The following is a 21,600-nucleotide window of genomic DNA, read 5'->3' on the forward strand; positions in this document are numbered from 1 at the left end:
TGAGCTGAGGCAAAACCCGCGGGCGATCGGGCAACGACCGCCCGCGGGGAACCGAATCCGCAACCAGTAGAATGTTTCTGTTTAGCCCTTGAGGGTCTTGATGGCGAAGGAGGCTGCGAAGGCTTCGAGATCGGCCTTCGGGTCGAACTTGGTGCCATCGAAGAAAGATTCGGAAGCATCGCTCAGGCCGTCGTGCGTGTAGCCGATCTCCTTCATCGCTTCCTCATAGAAATCGGTGCGCATCACTTGCCTGGTGATGCCTTCATAGTCCGGCGCTCCCGTGGTGAAGCCCCAGCGGCGGAGCTGCGTGAGCCACCACTTGCAGTACTTCGGCTGCGGGTAGTTGCAGTTGCGATCGCTGAAGATCATGTAGTCCGGATCGCGGAACTTGCGGCCATCGCCCATGTCGTACTTGCCCTGGAGCCGCTGGAGGATCGATTCGGGCGGGCAGTTGATGTAGCTGGTGGCGCTTACGATCTTTGCCTGCTCCGGGCGGTTCTCCATCTTGTCGAGCCAGACGCTGGCTTCATGGAGCGCCTTGAGCACGGCCTTCACGGTCTTCGGATTCTTGTTCGCGAAATCTTCGGTGAAGGCGCAGACCTTCTCGGGGTGGTGCTTCCAGATTGCCTGGGTATTGATGCCGGTGAAGCCGATGCCATCGGCCACGGCCTTGCCATTCCATGGCTCGCCCACGCAGAAGCCATCCATCTTGCCCACCTGCATGTTCGCCACCATCTGCGGCGGCGGGATGGTGATGAGGGAAATGTCCGCACCGGCACCGGCCGCATCGCCGGGATTGATGCCACCGGCAGCCAGCCAATAGCGCAGCCACATGGCATGCGTGCCTGGAGGAAAAGTCATCGCGAAGGTCATCGGATTGCCGCCGGCTTTCGCCGCATCGACGAGCGGCTTCAGCGCCTTCGGGTCCGCGCCGACCTTTCCTTTGAGCGAGTTTGCGAGGCTGATTGACTGACCGTTGCGATTGAGCAGCCATGGAATCACCATCGGCACCTTCGGGGCGCCGCCGAGTCCCATGGTGGAGGCGATGGGCATGCCGATGAGCATATGGGTGGCCTGGATGTCACCATTGGCAAGCGAGTCACGGATCGCTGCCCAGCTCGCGCCCTTCGTCACCGTCGAGTTGATCCCGTATTTTTTGAAAAGGCCCTTCTCATGCGCGATGATGATCGGCGAGCAATCGGTGAGAGCGATGATGCCGAAGTTGACGTTCGCAGTTTCGGGCGCATCGGATGCCGTCTGGGCACCGGCCCATCCGGTGGGCAGGCCGGAGGCGAGGAGACCGAGGGCGGTGGCTTTGGTGGAGTGGCCGAGGAAGGCGCGACGGGAGAGCGACGAGTGGTTTTGATTCATGGCACGAAGACGATTTGCAACTCCTCTGGAAAAGCGGCCAGCGAGCCATCGTGCCAACCCGGCGAAGTGTCCGATGAGTTGAAATCTCATGCTGCCACTGAGGTTCCTTCATAATCAGGGCCTCGAAATTCATCGGATTCATCCACTTGATTTTGATGCATGCGATACAGGCATGAGTGCGACAAGATGGCCGGATTTTAGGCGGCATGGGCGAAATTCATGGATCGTCACTTGACGGTCTGATTCGTTAAGAACATTTGTTCTTAACGATGGTTGCAGGCAGCGAACGACAGCGGCGACATGATCCCGGACGAAGGGATCGGATCGTGGAAATTGCGATGTCCGTGATCGTGGGCGATGGCTTGGCCGGACTAAGCCATCGCAAGGTGGCAGCGGCGGCCGATGTTCCGCTCGGCTCGATCACCTATCACTTCGCCTCCCTTGACGACCTGGCGGAGGAAGCCTTCGACCTCTATGTGACCCGTTGCTCGGATCATTTCGAGCGAGCATTGGCCGCGACCCGCTCATCCAATGAGCTTCCGCGTGTCCTTGCCGCGGAGGTGGCAGCGTATCTGGCTTCTGGAGATCAACTCACCCTTGCGTATGAACTTTATCTTGGATCGGTGCGGAACCAGCGGCTGAGAAGGCTGATGAACCGATGGCTGAGGAATAGCCGCGGCTCGCTTTCGCGATATCTGGACGAAGCCACGGCGCGGGTCGTCGACGCCCTGATTGAGGGTTTGCTGCTTCACACCTTGCTGGAAGATGAGCCCATGGAGACTGCCGAACTGGAGTCTGCCTTCCGGCGCTTGCTCGAAAAATCTGTCTGAATGAATTCCGTTTTATCCGACCCGGAAAAGGTCGCACCCCTTGGTTCCTCAACCACGCTGGCGACGCGGCTTTCCTTTCTTATTCCGGGCGTGGGCATTGCCTGTTGGGCTCCCTTGGTGCCGTATGCGAAAGAGCAGATCCAACTGGATGAGGCGCGCTTGGGGCTTCTTCTCCTCTTCCTTGGTGCCGGATCGGTGATGGCGATGCCTCTGGCCGGAGGAGTCGCCGCGAAAGTGGGGAGCCGCCCGGTGATTGCCGTCGCCTCTCTGGTCATCGCGGCCGTCCTGCCGCTGCTTGCCATTGCCTCATCGGAAGGAGAATTGGCCGCTGCCTTGTTCTTCCTTGGTGCCTCGCTGGGAGCGGTGGATGTGGCGGCAAACATCCACGGCATTGAAGTGGAGAGGCGCGCGGGAAGGCCAATGATGTCGAATTTCCATGGCTTCTATAGCTTTGGTGGCCTCGCCGGATCCGCGGTGATGACGGCACTGCTCTCGGCGGGAGTCCGTCCCTTTGTCGCCACGGTCGCGGTGTCGGTAATCTTGCTGGCGAGCTTGGGACTCGTGGTGCCGAGCTTGCTGAAGATCCGCTCTTCGAATGATACGCCTTTCTTCGTCCGTCCTCGGGGAATCGTGCTGTTGATGGGCATGCTCACCTTCATTGTCTTCCTAATTGAAGGTGCGTTATTGGATTGGAGCGCGGTGATCCTGAAAGAGAATCGCGGGGTTGAAGAGGCGCGAGCGGGAATTGGCTTCGTAATCTTCTCTCTGGCAATGACCGTGACCCGCTTTGCCGGGGATCAGGTGATTGCTCGCTTCGGCGGGAAGAAGGTCTTGCTCGGCGGATCGCTCCTTGCTTCCGCGGGGCTCGGCTTGGTGGTGCTTGCGCCCTGGACCTGGCTGGCGACCGGCGGATTCCTGGTCGTTGGTTTCGGGGCGGCAACCTTGGTGCCTGTTCTCTTCAGTGCGGCTGGCCGTCAGAAGGTGATGCCGGTGGATCTGGCGATCTCCGCACTCAGTATCATGGGATATGCGGGTGTCCTCGCAGGGCCCGCGGCGATTGGCCTCGTGGCGAAGTACCTGAGCCTGCCAGGGGCCTTCGGGCTGCTCGCCCTGATGATCCTCACGGTGGCGCGTTTCTCCCGCCTCGGCTCATCCTAGTGGAGGGTAGCGAGACGGATCAGAAGGATCAGGCTGAGGATGGCGAAGAACACCGCGATGCACTTCCAGAACAACACGGGGTTCCTCTGGATCAAGGGTGCCTGATCTGCATGCCATGGACGCACCTTCATCGGATTCGTCAGGTCGAAAAGCAGCTCGCTGAAGTGCGAGTAGCGGCCTTCCGGCTGGATCGAGCAGGCACGCAGGATGATCGCTTCAAGCCAAGGGGGCACCAGTGGATTGAGCGCGCTGGGTGTTTTCGGATCGCGAAAGACCGGTGTCTGGAAGCGCTCGATCTGTCCGAAAGGCAAGCTTCCAGTCAGTGCTTCGTAGAGTGTCACGCCGATCGCGAAGATTTCCGTTCGCTCGCTGATCGGCGCGTTCTTGAAGCGCTCCGGCGCCAGATAGCTGGCGGTACCGGCCCGGGAGTGATGGGAGAAGACCTCGCAACTGGAGCCAAGGTCAATGAGCTTGAAGAAGACCGAGTCGTAGGACGATCCGATCAGGATGTTCTCCGGCTTGATGTCGCCATGCACGAGGTCGTGCCGAAGGAGGCGCATCCCGGCTTCCACGAGGAAGTTGCCGAGTTGCACCGCTTCGTCGACCTGAAGCCGCCGCTGCTTGAGGAGCATCGCAAGGCCCGGAGCATCGACGAACTCCATGATGTAATAGAGGGAGGATCGTGTCGGGTTCTCCCAAGCTTTTACGAAAGGCGGGTCATTCGAGAAGCGAATCGCATTCCATGTCTCCTTCAGGAAAGCCTGCGTGATGGCCGGTTGATCGATCGCTTCCAGCGGCGCGAACTTCATCACCTGGCGGCAACCTTCCCGCTCGGCAAGCCAGCAGCGGTCGTTCGCGCCGAAGGACCTGAGCAGGCTCCAGCCATCGTGCTTTTGGCCGGAGGCGAGTTTTTCCGGAATCGGAAGTTGGTGATCCTCGCGTCTCTCGGTCCAACCGAGCGATTCCACTTCGATGCGGATCGCCGCGCAGTCGTCGCGCGTTTCATCGGGTGATGCATTGCGCGCGCGCTTGGCGATGTGTCGGGCGCTTGTCTCGGCGAGCAGGCTTTCCCTGAGCTCTTCATCGGAGAGGTGGTGGTGAATGCCATCCGAGCAAAGAAAGAGTACGTCGCCTTGTTCTAGAGAGATCTTAGCCGTGGTGGCGACCAGTGTTTCAGCAGCGCCGAGCGCCTTGGTTAGGCGCAGCGGGTTTTCCGGATCGATGTCATCCTGGGTGAGCAACTGGAACTCGCCACCCCGCAAGAGGTAGAGGCGGGAGTCGCCGACGCCCAGGTAGGTTAGCAGGCCCTCGTCATAGAGTGCGACCACGAGGGTGCAGACCATCTCCGGCCTGCCAAAACGGGCATTCGATTCATTCCAGAGGGTCCGGTTGATCAGGCGCACTGTCTCGCGCAGGGCCTTCCCGGTGGTCCAGCCGAGAGGGTGGCTGCGGTAGTGCGTGGCGATCATCGAGACCGCATGCTCCGCTGCTTCTCGTGCCGCCACGGCCGTGCCCGCGCCATCTGCCAGAGCCGCGATGAAGCCGCTATTCCACGTGGTCACCGAGACCGCGTCTGAAGACGGGCGTCCATCATCCCGGGGCAGTGCGTGGGAGGTGGAGCGGATCTTCATGTATTTGTCCCGGGAGCGCGGAGCCTCCGGCCCGCAGAACGGTAGTTGTCGGTTGGCGACAAGAAAAGGCCTGCGATTGCCAGACGGAGGCGGTCAGATCCGTGCGTCAGCCATCGCACCCCAAGTGGTCCGCCAGCGCGTCTTCACGAGGGCCAATCCGGTCACCGCGACGAAGCACAGTACCGAGAAAGCGATGAAGCCGAGCGCGCAGGATCCGAAACTCTGCTTCGCGAGGCCCAAAGAGGTCGCCAGATAGAAGCCACCCACGCCACCACCGCAACCGACCAGGCCGGTCATCACGCCCATGTCCTTGCCGAAGCGCTGCGGGAGGAGCTGGAAGATCGATCCATTGCACATGCCCAGAGCAGCGCTGACCCCGAGAAAGAGGACCACATTCGGCCAGAAGGAGTGGATACCCGCAGCGACAAGGAGCAAGCCGCCGGCGACGCTGTAAAGAATGAGCATCGAGCGGATCCCGCCGACGCGGTCTGAGATTGCACCGCCGATGGGCCGGGCAAGCGCACCCACGCAGGTGCAGATGGCCGCGAAGTCACCAGCCTTCACTGCGGAGAGTCCGAACTCCGAGCGGAAGTAGAGATTGTAGTAGCTGGCTAGGCCCACGAAGCCGCCGAAGGAGACCGTGTAGTAGAAACAGAACCAGTGAGCGTCCTTTTCCTTCAGCAGGCGGACGTAGTCGGAGAGCTTCTTCTTCGCCACGGTGCCGGGAGCCTCGCGGGAAAAGATCGTGTAGGCTGCGAAGGTGAGCACCGCCGGGATCAGGGCGAAGCCGAAGACGGCCTGCCAACCGAAAATCGAAGCAAGTCGCGGGGCGATCAAGCTATCCAGCACGACACCGACATTTCCCGCTCCAGCGAGTCCGAGCACCACGCCCTGCATGTTGGGTGGATACCAGCGTCCGGCCTGGGGCAGCGCCACCGCGAAGGACGCTCCGGCGATGCCGAGGGTAAAGCCGAAGACCAGCGTGGCTTGGAAATTCTGCAGGCCGAAGACCCAGCCGCAGGTCAGCGAGGCCATGACCAGAAGCTGGGCGATGATCCCCGTGGTCTTCGCCCCGATACGATCGACCAGCAGACCGAGCGCGAGGCGAAGCACGGCACCGCCCAAGATCGGCACCGCGACCATGATGCCCTTTTGCCCAGCGCTGAGGTGAAGGCTTTCCGCGATCTGGGGCCCGAGCGCTCCGAGGAGCGTCCAGACCATGAACGAGAAGTCGAAATAAAGAAATGCGGTGAGCAGGGTCGGCCAGTGGCCGGATGACTTGAGGTCGCTGAGTTTCATCGGACGTGCGACTTCTCAATAGCAACGGTCAAACCATGGCGCGCTGGACTCGCATGAATGGGGTGGCGGAAATCTCATGCGAAGGATGAATCGGGTGAATGGCTCGCCTGTCATGAGAACGCGACGGGCCTCGATGGGCTCGTCGCGAAACCTCAAGCAGGCAGCAACATCTTTTCCGATGCGCGGAAAAGATCCTGGCGATACAGGCGGGTGAGGGGAGCTGCGGTGGTGTCCGGCAGCAGACCCGCGCCGCGCATTCCGGAAAGGAACCAGGAGGCCTTGTCTGCCGTCGGGCAATTCAGGTCGGCACCGTAGAAAAGGTGGAAATCCGACGCGTCCAGATTTCCACGGCCGGAATCAAAGACGGGACCGAGGCTATTCCGCAGGGTCGCGGGCGAGCAGCCGGTGTAGGACGGCTTGGCCAAGATGGAGATCAACTCGTTCCGGAAAGATGGATCCTGGCAAACACGGCAGGCGTGGAGCAAGGCGGCCCCGAGGGCGATGCTGTCTTCGCGGCGCTCGTTCACGAATTCTCCGGTGACCAGCAGCACCTTTTCCGGATGACCTGTCGCAAGTTCGGCAGAGGTCGCGGGGCACCAGCCCGTGCCACTGAGGATGCTCTCCGAGTTCCAAGGTTCACCCACGCAGTAGCCGTCGATGTGACCGGCCGCGAGATTCCTAGGCATGAGCGGAGGGGGAAGGAAGACGATCTCCGCATCGCGCCCGGGAGCAATCCCGTGGCGGCGCAGCCAAGCGTGGAGCAGGAGATGGTGGGACGAGAAGCGATGGGCGGCCGCGAGGGTGAAGGGACGGCTCTTCTTCCAGCGATGGGAGAGATGGGCGGCCAAGCCTTCGCCACTGCGGATCGACTCCGGCGGTAATTCCCGCGAGAGCGTGATGGCATTTCCATGTGCGCTGAGTACCAGCGGAACCGCGATCTCCCGGCGGGTCTTGCTCAGACCGAGGGCGAGATAGAAGGCCAGCCCGGCGATGGATTGCGCGGCATCCAGCTCGCCATAGGAAAGCATGTCGCGCACGGTGGCCCATCCCGGCTGGCGGGAGAGCTTCACATTCAGCCCATAGCTTTTGAAGAGCCCCAACTCGTGGGCCACCGCTACCGGTGCGCAATCATTCAAGGGAACAAAGCCCAGGCGAACGGGGGAGCGGGTCTCGATGGCGACGTGGTGGTCCATGTTTCCGGGGGTGAAGCTTAAAGGATGCCAAACGTATGGCATTGGCATGTCCCCTGCTGTCCAAGGCTCCGAATTCCGATGAGATTCGTTCATGACTGACCTGCTGCCTGATCTCCGCCAACTGAGAGCATTCGTGGCAGTTGCCGACGAAGGCAGCTTCACGCTTGCCGCCAAGAAGCTCTTCCTGACCCAGTCAGCCATCAGCCACTCCATGAAGGCGCTGGAAGATAGCCTTGGCTGCCGCCTGCTTGATCGCTTGGGGAAAAAGACGATCCTCACGGAGGAGGGCGAAGTTTTCCTCCGCCGCTGCCGCCGGGTGCTGGGCGAGCTGGAAGATGCCGGCCGCGAGCTCGATGGCTTGAAGCGTTGGGGGCAAGGCCGCATCCGGATCGGAGCGCCGCATTCGCTCTGCCAATTTCTCCTGCCTACCGTTCTCCGCGAGTTCCGCGATTGCTTTCCCCGCTGCGAACCTACCATCGAGGCGGATGACACCGCGCGGCTCCTCGATCGGATCGAGGAGCATGAGCTCGACCTGATTCTCGGCTTGCGGCCTCGTGCCGGAACCGGCGAGGGCTATCGTCCGATCTTCCGGGATCGCATGACCTTTGCGGTTTCTCCGATGCATCCTTGGGCCGAAACCGGAGAGGTGGATATTGATGATCTTTCAAAGGTGCAGTTCATCATCTATGCCCGCGGCACCGAGACGCATCGCTTGATCGAAGAACACTTCGAGGAGCTTGGAGTCCGTACTCGTGCTCCTCTCGTCCTTGGGGACATGGAAGCGATCAAGGGCATGGCCAAGATTGGTCTCGGCGTCGGGATCGTGGCCCCATGGGTCGCCAAGCGTGAATTTGATGACGGCTCGCTGATTGCGATTCCCGTGAGCGGTGCTCCGATCGAGCGCGAGTGGGGGATCTTTTTCAATACGGACCGCAAGCTGAGCCTCATTGAAGAGACCTTCGCCGGGATCGCCGAAATGGTCGGCAGCGAACTCGGCGGGACCCACTGAGTCCTTTTTCTTTCATGGTAGATGACGCGAAGAAAGCGCCGGGGTGCGTCCCGGCGCTTTCCTTTTGAGATGGTGTCCCGACCCGGCGTGGATCAGAACGTGTAGTTCAGCTCGATGCTTGCGCGGGTGGTATCCAGATAGATCCGGTCCTCGCTGTCGAAGTAGCCGAGCTTCGCGATCGCGGTGAAGTGATCGTCGAATTTCTTCGTGAGCACGGAGTCAAAGCCGAAGCCGAGATCGTTGCTAATGCTGTTGTCGCCGAAGAAGTGGACGGCGTTCATCCACTTCACGCCCCAGAAGATAGGCAACGTGTAGCTGGCGTAGGTGTCGGTCAGGCCGGGGTGCGTGCCGTTGAAGCGGCTCGCGTCCGTGGCGTCGGCAAAGCCGTTGAAGGCATGCAGCGTGGCCAGCGGAGTCTGGACGCCGGCATCCAGGTGCTCGATGCCGACGGTCAGGGCGTGCGTTTCGAAGAAGTTTTTCGTAGCATAGACGTGGGCGTAGAGGCCTTCCTGATCATTTCGCGGACCCGCGTCTTCCTGGTAGGCAAGTTCACCGTAGAGCGTGACGCCGCCAACCGCGCCCTTCGCGCTCAGGCCGTAGGTATCGTTGTCCCAGCCTTGGGACGGCACATCGTCGAATTCCATCAGATACATGTAGCCGCCGAGGGTCAGGCCCTTGATACCGGCGTACGACGCATTCAGTAGATGGATCTCCGCAGGCGCGTTCTCGAAGATGCCGGTGGCGTCCTCACCGAAGATGCGGTTCACCTGATCGATGTAGGCGTAGTTGACGGTCAGGCCGGGGACGGAGGTATTGGTGAGCGAGATCGCATCGTAGGTTTGCTCGTTCTGGCGCCAACCCACGTTGCCGATGAATGCGGCATTGTCATAGATGATCCGTTGGCGGCCCGCCTTCAGAGTCGTGTCGAAACCGCTGTATTGAAGGTAGGCCTGGTTCAGCTCTTCGTTCTTCGGATCCGGGATCGTCGAATTCGCGGGGTCGAAGGGATCCACGCCGGGGGCGCCACCATGGTAGTCATCGATGATCGCCTGGGTGAACTCGCCTTCCACGAGGGCGGAGAAACCATGAAACTCCTTTGTCTTGAGACCCACCCGCTCGCGGATGGTGAGCGCATGGGAAGGATCGAAGGTATCGATGTCCGCGAATTCATAGCGGAGGCGGACGTCGATGATCGGCTTGATCCATGGTGCTTCCGTAGCGGTCGCGATCTCCGGAGAAGGCGCAGGTGTTCCAGCTTGGGCAAGGACGGTGCTGGCGGCGAGCGCCAGCAGGGAGGCAACAGTATGGTGTTTCATTTGGTAAGGCGGGTGGCAGGAAAGCCGCTGCCCTGCCAAGAGCCCTCCGCCGGCTTGCGAGCGCTGTGCGAAATCCGCACAGGTCGAATGAGTTCCGCTCATTGCCTCATGCAATGAGACTCATTCATTCAAAGTGAATTACGGGATGAGCCGGAGGCACATCGGATAGCGGTGCCACTCACCGCGGTTCGCGCTTGCGCAGGCGAGGATTTTGAAAATCAAAGCGAGCAGCGGAATCAGGAGGAGAAGAGGAAGCAGCAGGAAGCCGATCCAAACGATCATCAGCCCTACTGCGACTACGGAGACACACAGGGTGATTATAAAGAGGCTGATCTGGAAATTTACCGCTTCCTTCCCGTGGTGATCCACGAACGGCGAGCTGTCCTTCTTCACCAGCCATAGGATCAAGGGACCCAGAAAGCCGGTGAAAATTCCTAACAGGTGGCACAACATTCCCAATGTCCGCTCATCGGGGCTGGGTCCCGATGGGCGGAGGTAGGCTGGTGGCGGCAGGCCGGGAGGGAGCGGAGGCGGCTGCATTTCAGCCCGCGTCACTCGTAATGAAGTCCACGAGATCCTTCCGGCCCTTCGCGAGGTCCGGCGGGTTCAGGTAGAACATGTGGCCCGCCTCATATTCGGTGAAGGTGATGTTCTTCCGCGAGCTTTCCGGAAGATCAAAAAGGTGTGAGATGGAGTAGGCGATGCCATCCGGAGGCGTGGCCAAATCGGCGTGCCCGCCCATCACCAGGACCCGCAGGTGCGGATTGTCACGCATTGCCGTGGAAAGGCGGCTGGCCATGTTCGCATAGCCGTTGCCACTGCCCATTCGCCAAGGCTGCACTTTGCCGGTCAGGATTTCATAGGGAGATTCTTCCTTCCATCCCAAGTCATTCCCCAGATAGGAAAGCATGGTCGTGGAGTAGGCTCCCAGTGCGAGGGAGAAGGATGGATCGTAGTCCGGGAAGGGCATCGAGGGATCCGTGGTAGGCCATGCCACGCGTGCGTCGAAGCGGCCGAGCACCTTGCCTTCCTTGCGCAGCAGTTCACCGCGGAAACGCGTTGGGTCGATGCGAAGATCGCAGGACAGGACCAAGTCCACGGGAAGGCTCGTGAGGGCGGCCAGTTTTTCCGCGACGGCCTGGCGTTTTTCAGGAGCAAGCGTGCGACCGGCGTGGAGTGCCACGGTGTAGTCGCCCATGGCGAATTCGCGGGCTTGCTTCACCAATGCATCGCGATCGCCCTTCAGCTTGCCGTGGAAGTGAGCCACCGCCGTGTAGATCGGCAGGTATACTTGGAAGGCGAGGTCATTGCCCTGCGAAGGACTCAGCGTGCGGAAATCGAGGAGCGAGGAAAGGAAGACCACACCGTTCAGCGACATCCCGAAGCGTGATTGCAACTGCGAGGAAAGTCCCGCCACGCGGATGCCGCCGTAGGATTCGCCCAGCAGATACTTCGGGGAGTTCCAGCGGTTGTTTTCGGTGACCCAGCGGCGGATGAAATCACCCATCGACTCCACATCGCCCTCCACCCCGTGGAATTCCTCTGCCTTGCCATCCTTTTCGAGGCGGCTGTAGCCGGTGGAAACCGGGTCAACGAACACCAGGTCGGTCACGTCGAGGATCGAGAATTCATTCGGCACGAGACGCGCAGGCGGTTTGGGGGCCGTGGTTCCGTCACCCGGCAGTTCGACCCGCTTCGGACCGAGGGTGCCGAGGTGGAGCCAGACTGCGGAGGAGCCGGGGCCGCCGTTGAAGGCGAAGAGCACGGGGCGCTTGGAGAAATCCCCGCCGTTTTTCTTCACGTAGCTGACGTGGAAGACAGAGGCGCGTGGCGTGCCGTCATCTTTTTCCAGCGTGAGCTTCGCCGTGGTGACCTGATAATCGATCTTCTTCCCGTCGATGATCACGGAGCCGTCCTTGGTGACCGGTTTGGACTTCTTCTCCTCCTTCTTTTCTTCCTTGGGCGGCTCGGGCTTGGCCTCCGGCGCGGGTTTTTCCTGGGCGGCGGCCAGGCCGGTGAAGAGGGCGAGCAGAAGGAGTGATGGGCGCATATCGGAGCAGACGTTAGAAGGTCCCCGCGGCTTGTCGAGAAGGCAGGAAGGGCGGGAAAGTCCGTCTGGATAGGCACCATGGTCCGGCTATCCGGGGGATAAATAACGAGATGTGGCGGGTTACCCCGCGCTTCCTCCATTCATTGACCGAATCCGTCGCAGTTCTCGTCAAATTCGGGCAAGCGGTAGTTTGCGAAAATCTGCGGACCTCAAACTTTGCTCCGGGAAGTGAGGCGGATGTCGTCCGGGCACAAAAAAACGCCGGCCCTCAAGGGAAGGGCCGGCGCCTTGGAAAGTATCGGGCGAGCTTAGCGGCGAGGGCCGTTTTGCTGCGTGGAACCAGTGTTCACCGGGAAAGAGATGGCTGAAGGAACGGACATGGCTTTGGTGGTTTTAAGGTCTTTTTGAGGTCGGTTTCGGGAGGGGCGCTCCCAACGGGTGACGTCAAAGTAACCTGAACACTCTTGCCATGCATTATGAAGACGGGAACCCGCCTTGCGATTTTGCGAAACTCGGAAACGGGCTACGCACCGGTGGATTTACGGTATTCGCCGGGCGTCATCGACGTCTGTCTGCGAAAAAGATGACTCAGTCTCTCCGCGTGCTCGAAGCCCAGGAGTTCCGCGATATGAGCCAGCGTATAATCCGTCTGCGAAAGGAAGCGTTGGATCGCGTCCACCAAGGTCTGGCTCAAAAGCTGGCGCGGGGTTTTGCCGGTGGCGGACTTCACTCGCTGCTCTAACAGACGCCGGGAAACATGGCATTCTCGGGACAGCTCCTCGATGGTCAGCATACCGGGGCGCTGCTGGCGGAGCAGCTCCAGAAAGCGCCGCACCACCGGATCCTCGATCGCATCCAGCGCGGTGGATTGGCGGATCACGAGGCCCTTCGGCGGCACCAGGCGCTCCAGCTTGACCTGCTTGAGTTCCTTGCCCTCCATGAGTTCGGCCAGCCATGAGGCGGCGAGGAAGCCCATGCGGATGATATCCGGATCGATGCTTGAAAGCGGGATGCGCGAGGTGCTGGAGAAGACCGGGTCATTATCCACGCCCAGCACTGCCAAGTCTTCCGGCACGGCGATCTTTTGCTCAAGGGCGGACTGCACCGCGCGGAAGGCCACTTCATCCCAGCAGCAGAAAAGCGCGCAGGGCTTCGGCAGCGAGGCGATAAAGCCTTCATCCCCGCGCTGCAGCGTTTCGAAAGTGCGGGCCTTGCGCTCCGGCGTGTGGTGGCAAAGCGGCTTCAGTCCGCGGGCTGCGAGCGCCTCGGTGAAGCCGATCTCCCGCTCCCGCGACACGTTGTGGTCGCTGTAGCCGAGGAAGGCGAAGTGGCGGTGGCCTTTCTCGATGAAGTGTTCCGCAGCCATGCGGCCCACGGCGCGGTGATCGCTGTCCACGATCAGGTGCTCGCCTGCGGGATCGAGCAAGGTGCTCTGAAGGTCGAAGACCGGCATGCCTTGCTTGCGCAGGTTCCGCGAGTGCTTCTGGTCCGGGCTGGTGGTGATCACGCCATCGCCCTTGAAGTCCGCCAGCCAATCCGGCTCCGCGGCACTCTTTCCCCGATACTCGAAATGGATCTGCCAATCGTGCAGGCGCCCGAAACGGGCGATGCCCCGGATCAGATTTCGCCCGTACTGGGTGGAGGTTTCAACGATGACCGCGACGTGCCGCACGAGGGATTGCCTAAGCTTGCCGGCCGATGGTGACGAGGAAATAGGAATTCAGAAAAGGCCGTGTGCGTCAGCGCGCGGGAACAGTGACTGGCTTTAGCTTCACCTGATCGAAGGATGGATCCGCAGGCAGGGATAGCTCACGTGTGGCGGGATTCCAGACGTAGGGGAGACCGCGCACCGGATCGACCGGCGGGGCCTCGCCTCTCATGATCGCAAAGGCGGCCCGGGTCATTCCCATGGAGTGCTGGGATCGCTCCAAGCCGTTTGCCCAAGCGCGCCATCCGACAAACATCATCTCAGTGACGTCCTTGCTGGATCGCGAAAGATGGCTCATGTCCGCCAGTGGCGGAGGAGTCACGGTGTTCCAGTCCTGAAGGTTGCTCTTACCCTCATAGGCCTTCAGCAGGGCGATGCTATTGCTTGCGTGGTAATCGATCACCGCCTCGGGATCCTGCGGGTATTTCGGGTCCTCCAAATCGCTGAGGATCGGAAGGAGAAACTCCTGCGAACCGAGGTTCCATTCTCCTTTGATGATCCGGACAAAGTCCTCGGGAGGGACAGGATCCGCTTGGATGGCCTTCTCCCAGACCTCTGGCTCGAATTGGCCCTCCGGCAGGGAAGGAATGACATGGGCCATGGTGTAGCTCCGGATTTGGAATTCCAGCAGGAGCTGCACGGTCACCGCGATCAAGGATGGCGTTTCCACCTTGCCCAAATGGTCGGCCAGGCCTTTTGCCGCCTGCACGGCTTCGAGGGCTCCGGCGGTATTGCCATCTTCAGCGGCCAGGCACGCTTCGAGCATCAGCATCTCGCCGCATTCCTTTGCGAGGCGCATGTTGATGAAGCTGTAGCGGTGCACGTCGATCCCGGAGACCGAGCGCTCGGGCAAGAGACTGATAGTGCGGAGCTCTTCGAGAAAGGCCTTCTCCGTCGCCAGCCAAGCCCGTGCTTCCGCGGCGTTCCATGGGCCCTTGCCGGCGAGGAATTGCCGGAGGCCTTCGGGCATTCCCAAGGTCTTCGCACCATCCTTTTCGGGGCGCGATGGATCGGCTTGGAAGCGTTCGGAAAGCTCCAGCCATTTCAGGAAGCCATTTCGCTCCGGGGCCACGTTTCGCATCTCCACGATGAATTCCGGATAGCGCTCCAAGACGCGCTTGTAGAGGTCCTGTGCCTTTTTACGCAGAGCCGCAGCCTTGGCTTGGTCGGCAGGGTCCTTTGAATAGAGGAGATCAAAGAAGTGCTGGCCGAATCCCTTTGGCTTCGGGCGTTTCCAAGGATTGTGCTCCCATGCCATGAGGTCGTCGACGCGACCTTGCAGCCAATCCAAGGACCAGCTGACACCGCCCGGGGAACGGCCTGATTTCCTTTCTCCTTCGGGCAAGTCGATCGGGCGGATTGCGGCGAATCGGATGTCTCCCGGAGACTTGGCCGAGCTGAGGGCTGCCAGTTTCGGCAGCAGCGCGAAGAACAGTCCGATCCCCGCCGGTACTGCGGCGAGCATGAAAAAGACCAGCTTTCGGGAGGAGCGGTGTTTCACTTTATCCGACAGTAAATCCCTGATCAGCGTCTCAGCTTCAAGAGTGGAGTGGTGCTGTGCTCAAGGCGCGGGGACGGTGACAGGCTCAACCTTCATCTCCGCGAAGGCGGGATCGGGAGGAGCGCTGAGCTTCCGGGATGCGGGATCCCATACATAGGGCAGGCCATGGATGGGATCCCTGGGGATTGCCTCGCCTTTCATGATGGCGAAGGCGGCGGAATTCATTCCCATGACGTATTGGGCGCGCAGCATGCCTTTGCACCAGGCTGCTTCACCCACGAACATGATCGCACACAAATTCCGGCTCTGCCGGGAGAGATGACTGCTGTCGCGAAGCGGTGGTGCTGCAATCGTGATCCAGTCCGGCATGCTTCTCCGGTCGTAGGCTTTCATCACATCGACAAACCGGGAGCTGTAGAAATCCACCAAGGTCTCCGGATCCCCGGGGTAGTGAGGGTCATCGGCATCGCAGAGGACGGGCACGAGGTATTGGCGGATGCAGACATTCCACTCTCCCTTCATGATCCGGGAGAAATCGGAAGGCGGCACCACTTCGGGACGGACGGCGTCCTCCCATGCCTGAGGATCAAGCTGACCGGATGGCAGAGCGGGGATGATTTGGGAAAGGACCTGCTTCTGCAGTTCCAAGTTCAGCAGGATGTAGACGGTGATGCCTAGAAGGCTCGGTGTCTCAACCTTGTCGAAGTGATCGGCCAGGCCTCTCGCAGCCCGGACGCACTCCAGTGCGGTGGCCGTGTCACCGGACTCCGCTGCCAGCCGGGCTTCGAGGAGCAATGCCTCCGCGCAGTTCTTGGCATGACGGGCTCCGATGAAGCTATAGCGCCCGATCTCGATGCCCGCGATCGATTGTTCGGTCAGGAGTCCGATGGCCCGGACTTCATCGACCTTTGCTTTCTCGGAAGCGAGCCATGCCTTCGCGTCCGCAGGGTTCCATGGACCCGAGTTATCGAGATAGCTACGCAGGCTGGCGGGAAAGCTGAGGTCCTTGGAGGGATCGGCCTTCACTCGCTCTGAAAGCTCCAACCACTTGAGGAAGCCATTGCTCGCATCTGGAACGGATTTCAGCGGCACGGCGAGCTCTGGATAACGCCGGCGGATTTGCGCATAGAGCGGGCCGGTCCAGAGGTTGATAGAGGCGAAGGCCGCTTGGTCGGAGGGGCGGGTGGATTTCTGGAGTTCGAAATAATGCTCGCCGAATCCCTGCGGCCTCGGCCTTTTCCAAGGATTGCGATCCCAAGAGAGGAGATCCCACTGCCGGTCTTCCATCCAATCCGCGGCCAGACGGGCCCGGGTGGCGAGAAACTTGGTGGAGGAAGGCGCTTGGTCCGCGAGGCGCGTTTCCGGGAAGACAATCACCCCGGGAATCGGAGGCGCAGCGATGACGCCGAGATCCGGCAGCAAGCCGAAAACGAGGGCGGCTCCAAGCGGCAACATCCCGCCCATCGCGAGGAGGAAGCGTTTCGAGGGCCGGTATTTCGCCATGCTGGATAGTTAGCGTGAGTGAGGTTCCGGAGGCAAGCAAGGTTGGCCCGGAGGGGCGGGCAGGAGGCTGTTTTCCACAGCCTGTTATGCCTGTTAAAACAGGGAAAATAACAGGCGGAGGCGAAGGGTCCGCGGACCTCGAGAGGGAGAATTATTCGGCTGTGTGATGGCCGGTGGATCCGCGAGTGTTTCGATCATAGGCGATGAGGTTCGCACCTGCGGGAGGGACCTTTCTACTGCCACTTCGAGTTCTTTCGCGGGGGCGGAAGAACGGGGCGAACCGAGGGAACCTCGTTGAGGTTCCATGTCGTGCCTGATCAAGACCCATGTAGCCGCTTCGCGGCAAGCTAGGGCTATATGAGGGAACGGTGTTGCCGTTTTCCAAGGCGTAACAAGCCCGCGTCAACTCACACCGTTGCGGGCACGGCAGCGCCGAGGAAATTCCCTAGCAACCGGAGGCCTGCCTGCTGGCTTTTCTCCGGGTGGAATTGAGTGGCCACCACGGCACCCGAGCGGATCGCGCTGGCGAACTTCTCGCCATACTCGGTCCGCATCGCGACGATCGCCGGGTCTGCGGGCTCCGGGAAAAAGGAGTGCACGAAATAGAAGTAAGGCTCGCCGCCAAGGCCGGACCACATCGGGTCCACAGGATCGCTGGGGACGGCAGCATTCCATCCCATGTGCGGGATCTTGCGGCCATCTTCGGTGAAGCGCTTCACCTTGCCCTTGAAGATTCCGAGACCGCGGATGCCTGCTTCTTCCTCGCTCTCTTCGAAGAGGATCTGGTAGCCGAGGCAAATACCGAAGTAGGGCTTGCCTGCGAGCACCCAGGAGCGGATCGCCTCGATCAAGCCGCGCTTGTCCAGCTCTGTCATGCAATCCCCGAAGGCACCCACGCCCGGGAGGATCAGATGGCTCACGCCTTCCAGATGCTCCGGCTTGGAAACCAGCCGTGGTTCGATGCCAAGGGCCTGCACAGCGTTCGCCACGCTGCGCAAGTTGCCCGCTCCATAATCAATGATGCCGATCATTGCCGGGGATCTCAAAAGTTCTTCTCTCGTCCTTCTTCTCTCTTTTCTCAAAGAGCTTCCTTCGTGCTCGGGATGCCCTTCACCCGCGGGTCGATCTCGCAGGCTTCCCGCAGGGCGCGGGCGAGGCCCTTGAAGATCGCTTCCGCGATGTGGTGGCCATCACGGCCATAGAGCAGCTCCACGTGGATATTCGCGCGGAGATTCGAGGCCAGAGCGCGGCAGAACTCCTCCACGAGCGTGAAGGGCATGTTCGGAGCCGAGGGCGTGTTCGCCGGGGCGCGGAATTCGAGGTGCGGGCGGTTGCTGAGATCCACCACCACCCGCGCCAAGGTCTCATCCATCGGCAGATAGAAGGATCCGTAGCGACGGATGCCCTCCTTGGTGCCGAGTGCCTCCCGCATCGCTTCACCGATCACGATGCCGGTGTCTTCGATGGTGTGATGGCCGTCCACCTCCAGATCACCCTTCGTGGTCACGTTCAGGTCGAAGAGACCGTGGCGTGCAAAAAGGGTCAGCATGTGGTCGAAGAACCCGATTCCCGTGGAAATCTTGGATTCTCCGGAGCCGTCGAGGTCAATCGAAAGCTCGATCTGTGTTTCCGCGGTCTTGCGGCTGCGTTGGGCGGTGCGGGATGGCATGAAGGGTCGGAATAATCAGGGAGCCGGTGTCGCGGGGGCTGCCTTGGTGAGGAGGTCCACGTACTGCTGCGGCATGCTCGCGCTGCGGGCCTTGGAAAGGGCTGTGTCGATTTCCTGCTTGGTGGCACCGGACTTGGTCACCGCCTTGTAGGTTTCCTCATAGACCTCCTGGGTCTTCGGGATGTAGGTGAGATCGAGGTTGTCCAAGCGGCGGATCTCGGAGTCGAGGTAGCGCTTGGTCTCTTCGAGCGGCATCTTCACATAGGGATCGAGGCTAAGCCACTTCAGGCCTTCCGCCTTTTCCTTTTCGACGCGTGCCATGTAGGCGTCCTGCTGGTCCTTGATGGCCTGCTCGCTGCGGGTGCGGTCACCGGGGTTCATGCCGGCGAGTCCGGCGGCACGCTCCTTGGTGCGGGCGTCGAAGCCGCCGAGGGTGGTATTCACCAGCATCTGGTAGGCGCGCATTACCTTGAGCACGGTCTGGATGTTCTCGCGGTAGACATTGCTGCCCGGATAGCCGGTCTCAAGCTTGCCCCAGGCGCGCAGCGCGCCGAGGTAATCGTTCTTCTCCGCGGCGGAGGTAAATTGCTTGGCAAGGATGCCGGCATCGAGGCCGTAGGCATTCGGCGCACGGTCCGAAGCGGAGATCATCTTGCCATCAAGCTTCACGCCGCCGTCCTTCACGAGGGCGTGCTCGCCGACGAGGGTGTCGAGGATCTTCGCGGCTTGGGCCTTCTTGGCGCTGGTGGGGAATCTTTTCAGGAAGCTCTCCACCTTCACGATGTCAGAGGAGTAGGCCTCGGCGCTCTTGAGGTCGGGCGTCGGAACGAGCTTGGCGAGTTCCTCGAATTCGGTCTCGTCCTTGCGCTCCTTCTCGTGCTTCACCACATCGCTCTTCGCGACCACCTTCTCGTCCTTGATCGATTTGGTGATCTGGACGCTGAGAACGTAGTTGCTGCCTTCCTCGCGAAGGATCACGCCTTCCAGCTTGCTGCCATCCTTCATCACGAAGGTGTCGGCAGAGGCGGTGGCGATGAGAAGGGCGGGCAGTGCTCGGAACAGGTGGTAGGTTTTCATTTTTGGGAAACAATCCAGAGCAAACCGGGGGAGGCGAGAGGAAAAATCGGCTTAGTTCGAGGCGGTGGCGATGCTAGCCGCCAAGGACTCTGGGGAAGTGACAGGGATTTTGCTGCCGTCAGGCTGCAGGATCCGTGCTGCCGGTTCTTTTCCAAAGCGTCGTGCCACCCGGTCGAGCGGCAGCCGGCAAGCGGCTTCGCGCCACTCCGGCGAGGCATTTTCCGGAATTTCCACGATTACCCGTGAGGCGGCGAAGGACGCCGCCAGGATGGAATCCGTGAAGACCACCGGGAAATCCTCGAATTTCGGAAGTGAGCTGAGCCAAGGTGCGAGCGTGGGCGGGGGAGACTGTCCCAGCGCTTCAAGGCGGGCGATGTTCATCCTCATGACCCCTGCGGTGGAATCATCGAAAAGCATGATGCGGTCCTCCAAGGGCAGCGCGAGCGGCGTGCTGACCTGGCGGGCCTCCAGCAGGCGCCCGGATTCGTCCACGAAAAGTTCCGACATGGTGGAGCAGAGGTCACCGGCCCAGAGGCGCCAGTTCTCATCCATGGTGATCTCCGCGAGATCGAGAGCGGCCTGGATGGCGAGCGCGTAGGTAAAAGCCCGCGCGTCACAAACGGCATCCGGGGTGCCCGGATTCTGTTCCACGAGCAGCACTCCTTTGGCAAAGGTCTGGCGGCTGCGCTCCGCGAGGGAGAGGGCCTTGTCCCGCCACTCCGGCTTGCCGGTCGCGGTGAACATGGCCGCGTAGGCCGAGACCATGCGGAAGCTGGTGCCGGCCGATGCGGCGGTAGCCGGTGCGCGGTCCGGGACCCGGGATTGGCGGGCCTTCGAGAGTTTCTTCCGGCTCGATTCCAGAAGGCCAGCGGCCGCCTCCGTGGAGAGATTCAGATCGGCAGCGGCCTGCGCCAAGGGGACCCTGAAGCCGAGGGAATTCAGGCGGAAGAACTCCCGCTTGGGATCCGCCTCCAGTGCCAGATTGCCCATGGCCTTGATCCCGCTGATCGCCTTCCAGAGGGTGGCTTCTTCGGGCGTCAGTGCTTGTTCGAGCTGTTCCTGGGTCCACAGCCAATCACCCATGGGCGTGAGACCGGGCAGGCGTTGGGCGGCGAAGAGACCGTTCTGCGCTTCAAATTGCTCCTCCGCGAAGTGGATGGCACCGAGAGCGACGTCCAAGGAACGGGGCTCTTTCGTGGCATTGTAGATCGTCGCCAAGGCACGGGCCGCACGGGCCTGGGTCATGCAGGTGCGATTGATCATGGGCAGATCCCAGCTGCTGCCGCGGCGGCTCGAATAGATGCCTCCATCCAAGGGATCCACCATCGCGCTATTCAGAACGGCACCACTGAAGGCCTTCACCGCCGCGCTGCAGCGACGGGCGATGTCCGGAGGTGTGTTCGGGTCAAGGGACGTCGATGCGAGGCACTGCATCAGGCCGAGAGGCAGCAGGCCTCCGGTGCCGAATACCGACTTGATATCCTCGTCATAGAGGTTCGCCAGCTTGCGCGTGGTGCGCATCATCATCGCGTTCCGCTCTTCCGGGTTCGCCGGGCTGGTGTCCGCTACCGGCAGCCGCTTCATCCGGTTGTCATGATCCCTCTTGCTGTTGGCCTCCACATAGTCGGGGGACTCAGCCCACATCCGCGAGATCACATCGGTGGCACCCTCGAACATTTGTCGCAGGTCGGCACCTTGGGAATAGGCGATCGGACGCCATGTCACCTCGTTCGCATCGGGCGAAAGCACGAGGATGAAGGGAAAGGAAACCGGCTGCTTGAGCTCCTGGCTCATTACCCCGGCGGCGACTCCGGCTTCCCGGCAGAGATCGATGTCCACCAGCACCGGCACGAAGTCCTGGTTCAGCTTCGCCACCAGCGAGGGGTCCTTGTCGATGGCATCGAGGGACTCGAGGCATCCGGGATATTGTGCTGCACCGATGAAGGCGAAAACCAAGCGTCGTGCGGCTCTTGCCCGCTGTAGTACGGCAGGGTCCCAGTGCTGCCAATGAACTGGACTGCCCGCGCGGGATGACAGGAAGCCCTGCGGGCCCGCCTGCATGGCGTTTGTCGAGAGTTCGGCGGCGATCTGGGGAGTCGCGGCGTGCTTGTCCGAAGCCGCCTCGCGCTTGCGGCAGGCTGGGATCAAAGCGAGAGCTGCTGCAAGGCAGGCATAGGTTCCGTATTTCAACATCACGAAGGTCGCCGCCCGGGAAGGGCGTGAGCACCTTGCAGAAAAGGCTTCCGTGCTTACAAGCCGAAGCTACGCTGTGGCAGCGATTTCCG

General features: G+C 61.1%; 17 protein-coding genes. 3 read left to right on the forward strand and 14 right to left on the reverse strand.

The features are described 5' to 3' along the window. Nucleotides 1-81: 81 nt before the first annotated feature. On the reverse strand, nucleotides 82-1,371 hold the full coding sequence (locus HHL09_RS23190; protein ID WP_169457049.1) for a CmpA/NrtA family ABC transporter substrate-binding protein: 1,290 nt from the start codon (nucleotides 1,369-1,371) through the stop codon (nucleotides 82-84). Nucleotides 1,372-1,709: 338 nt separating this feature from the next. Between HHL09_RS23190 and HHL09_RS23195 the strand changes: the two genes are divergently transcribed. Together HHL09_RS23195 and HHL09_RS23200 are read left to right on the forward strand one after the other, a co-directional pair. Further along, nucleotides 1,710-2,201, forward strand: a complete 492-nt coding sequence (locus HHL09_RS23195) for a TetR/AcrR family transcriptional regulator (protein ID WP_169457050.1) — start codon at nucleotides 1,710-1,712, stop codon at nucleotides 2,199-2,201. Beyond that, nucleotides 2,202-3,359 (forward strand): MFS transporter, encoded by a 1,158-nt coding sequence (locus HHL09_RS23200; RefSeq protein ID WP_169457051.1) that lies wholly within the window; start codon nucleotides 2,202-2,204, stop codon nucleotides 3,357-3,359. Here the strand turns inward: HHL09_RS23200 and HHL09_RS23205 are convergent. From HHL09_RS23205 to HHL09_RS23215, 3 genes are all read right to left on the reverse strand, one after another. Continuing rightward, nucleotides 3,356-4,990: a bifunctional protein-serine/threonine kinase/phosphatase gene (locus HHL09_RS23205; protein ID WP_169457052.1), complete on the reverse strand. Its 1,635-nt coding sequence runs from the start codon at nucleotides 4,988-4,990 to the stop codon at nucleotides 3,356-3,358. The genes HHL09_RS23200 and HHL09_RS23205 overlap by 4 nt on opposite strands. Before the next feature lie 93 nt (nucleotides 4,991-5,083). Next, a complete protein-coding gene (locus tag HHL09_RS23210) occupies nucleotides 5,084-6,289 on the reverse strand; it encodes an MFS transporter (RefSeq protein ID WP_169457053.1) in 1,206 nt (401 codons plus the stop codon). 152 nt (nucleotides 6,290-6,441) lie between these two features. Then, nucleotides 6,442-7,482, reverse strand: a complete 1,041-nt coding sequence (locus HHL09_RS23215) for a CmpA/NrtA family ABC transporter substrate-binding protein (RefSeq protein WP_169457054.1) — start codon at nucleotides 7,480-7,482, stop codon at nucleotides 6,442-6,444. 91 nt (nucleotides 7,483-7,573) lie between these two features. On the opposite strand from HHL09_RS23215, the gene HHL09_RS23220 reads away from it, so the two are divergent. Beyond that, nucleotides 7,574-8,491 carry a LysR family transcriptional regulator gene (locus HHL09_RS23220; protein WP_169457055.1) on the forward strand — a complete coding sequence of 306 codons (918 nt, stop codon included), beginning with the start codon at nucleotides 7,574-7,576 and terminating at the stop codon, nucleotides 8,489-8,491. Nucleotides 8,492-8,583: 92 nt separating this feature from the next. Here the strand turns inward: HHL09_RS23220 and HHL09_RS23225 are convergent, their stop codons facing one another. The 10 genes from HHL09_RS23225 to HHL09_RS23270 form a co-directional block, all read right to left on the reverse strand. Beyond that, nucleotides 8,584-9,807: an alginate export family protein gene (locus tag HHL09_RS23225; protein WP_169457056.1), complete on the reverse strand. Its 1,224-nt coding sequence runs from the start codon at nucleotides 9,805-9,807 to the stop codon at nucleotides 8,584-8,586. A gap of 138 nt (nucleotides 9,808-9,945) precedes the next feature. Then, on the reverse strand, nucleotides 9,946-10,347 hold the full coding sequence (locus HHL09_RS23230; RefSeq protein WP_169457057.1) for a DUF4870 domain-containing protein: 402 nt from the start codon (nucleotides 10,345-10,347) through the stop codon (nucleotides 9,946-9,948). Between the two features lies 1 nt (nucleotide 10,348). Further along, nucleotides 10,349-11,857, reverse strand: a complete 1,509-nt coding sequence (locus HHL09_RS23235; protein WP_169457058.1) for a S10 family peptidase — start codon at nucleotides 11,855-11,857, stop codon at nucleotides 10,349-10,351. A 523-nt stretch (nucleotides 11,858-12,380) separates the two neighbouring features. Beyond that, a complete protein-coding gene (locus HHL09_RS23240; protein ID WP_169457059.1) occupies nucleotides 12,381-13,529 on the reverse strand; it encodes a XylR family transcriptional regulator in 1,149 nt (382 codons plus the stop codon). 67 nt (nucleotides 13,530-13,596) lie between these two features. Continuing rightward, entirely contained in the window at nucleotides 13,597-15,030 is a 1,434-nt protein-coding gene (locus tag HHL09_RS23245; RefSeq protein WP_169457060.1) for a hypothetical protein, read from the reverse strand. Nucleotides 15,031-15,126: 96 nt separating this feature from the next. Further along, the gene (locus HHL09_RS23250) at nucleotides 15,127-16,569 is read right to left on the reverse strand and encodes a hypothetical protein (protein ID WP_169457061.1); all 1,443 of its coding nucleotides are present in this window, start codon (nucleotides 16,567-16,569) and stop codon (nucleotides 15,127-15,129) included. Nucleotides 16,570-16,976: 407 nt separating this feature from the next. Then, nucleotides 16,977-17,600: an imidazole glycerol phosphate synthase subunit HisH gene (hisH, locus tag HHL09_RS23255; protein WP_169457062.1), complete on the reverse strand. Its 624-nt coding sequence runs from the start codon at nucleotides 17,598-17,600 to the stop codon at nucleotides 16,977-16,979. A gap of 47 nt (nucleotides 17,601-17,647) precedes the next feature. After that, a complete protein-coding gene (gene hisB / locus HHL09_RS23260; protein WP_169457063.1) occupies nucleotides 17,648-18,238 on the reverse strand; it encodes an imidazoleglycerol-phosphate dehydratase HisB in 591 nt (196 codons plus the stop codon). 15 nt (nucleotides 18,239-18,253) lie between these two features. After that, nucleotides 18,254-19,315: a PTPDL family protein gene (locus HHL09_RS23265; protein ID WP_169457064.1), complete on the reverse strand. Its 1,062-nt coding sequence runs from the start codon at nucleotides 19,313-19,315 to the stop codon at nucleotides 18,254-18,256. Between the two features lie 51 nt (nucleotides 19,316-19,366). Then, the gene (locus tag HHL09_RS23270) at nucleotides 19,367-21,508 is read right to left on the reverse strand and encodes a DUF255 domain-containing protein (RefSeq protein ID WP_240963804.1); all 2,142 of its coding nucleotides are present in this window, start codon (nucleotides 21,506-21,508) and stop codon (nucleotides 19,367-19,369) included. Nucleotides 21,509-21,600: the final 92 nt, after the last annotated feature.

Source organism: Luteolibacter luteus (genome assembly GCF_012913485.1).
Taxonomy (GTDB): Bacteria; Verrucomicrobiota; Verrucomicrobiia; order Verrucomicrobiales; family Akkermansiaceae; genus Haloferula; species Haloferula lutea.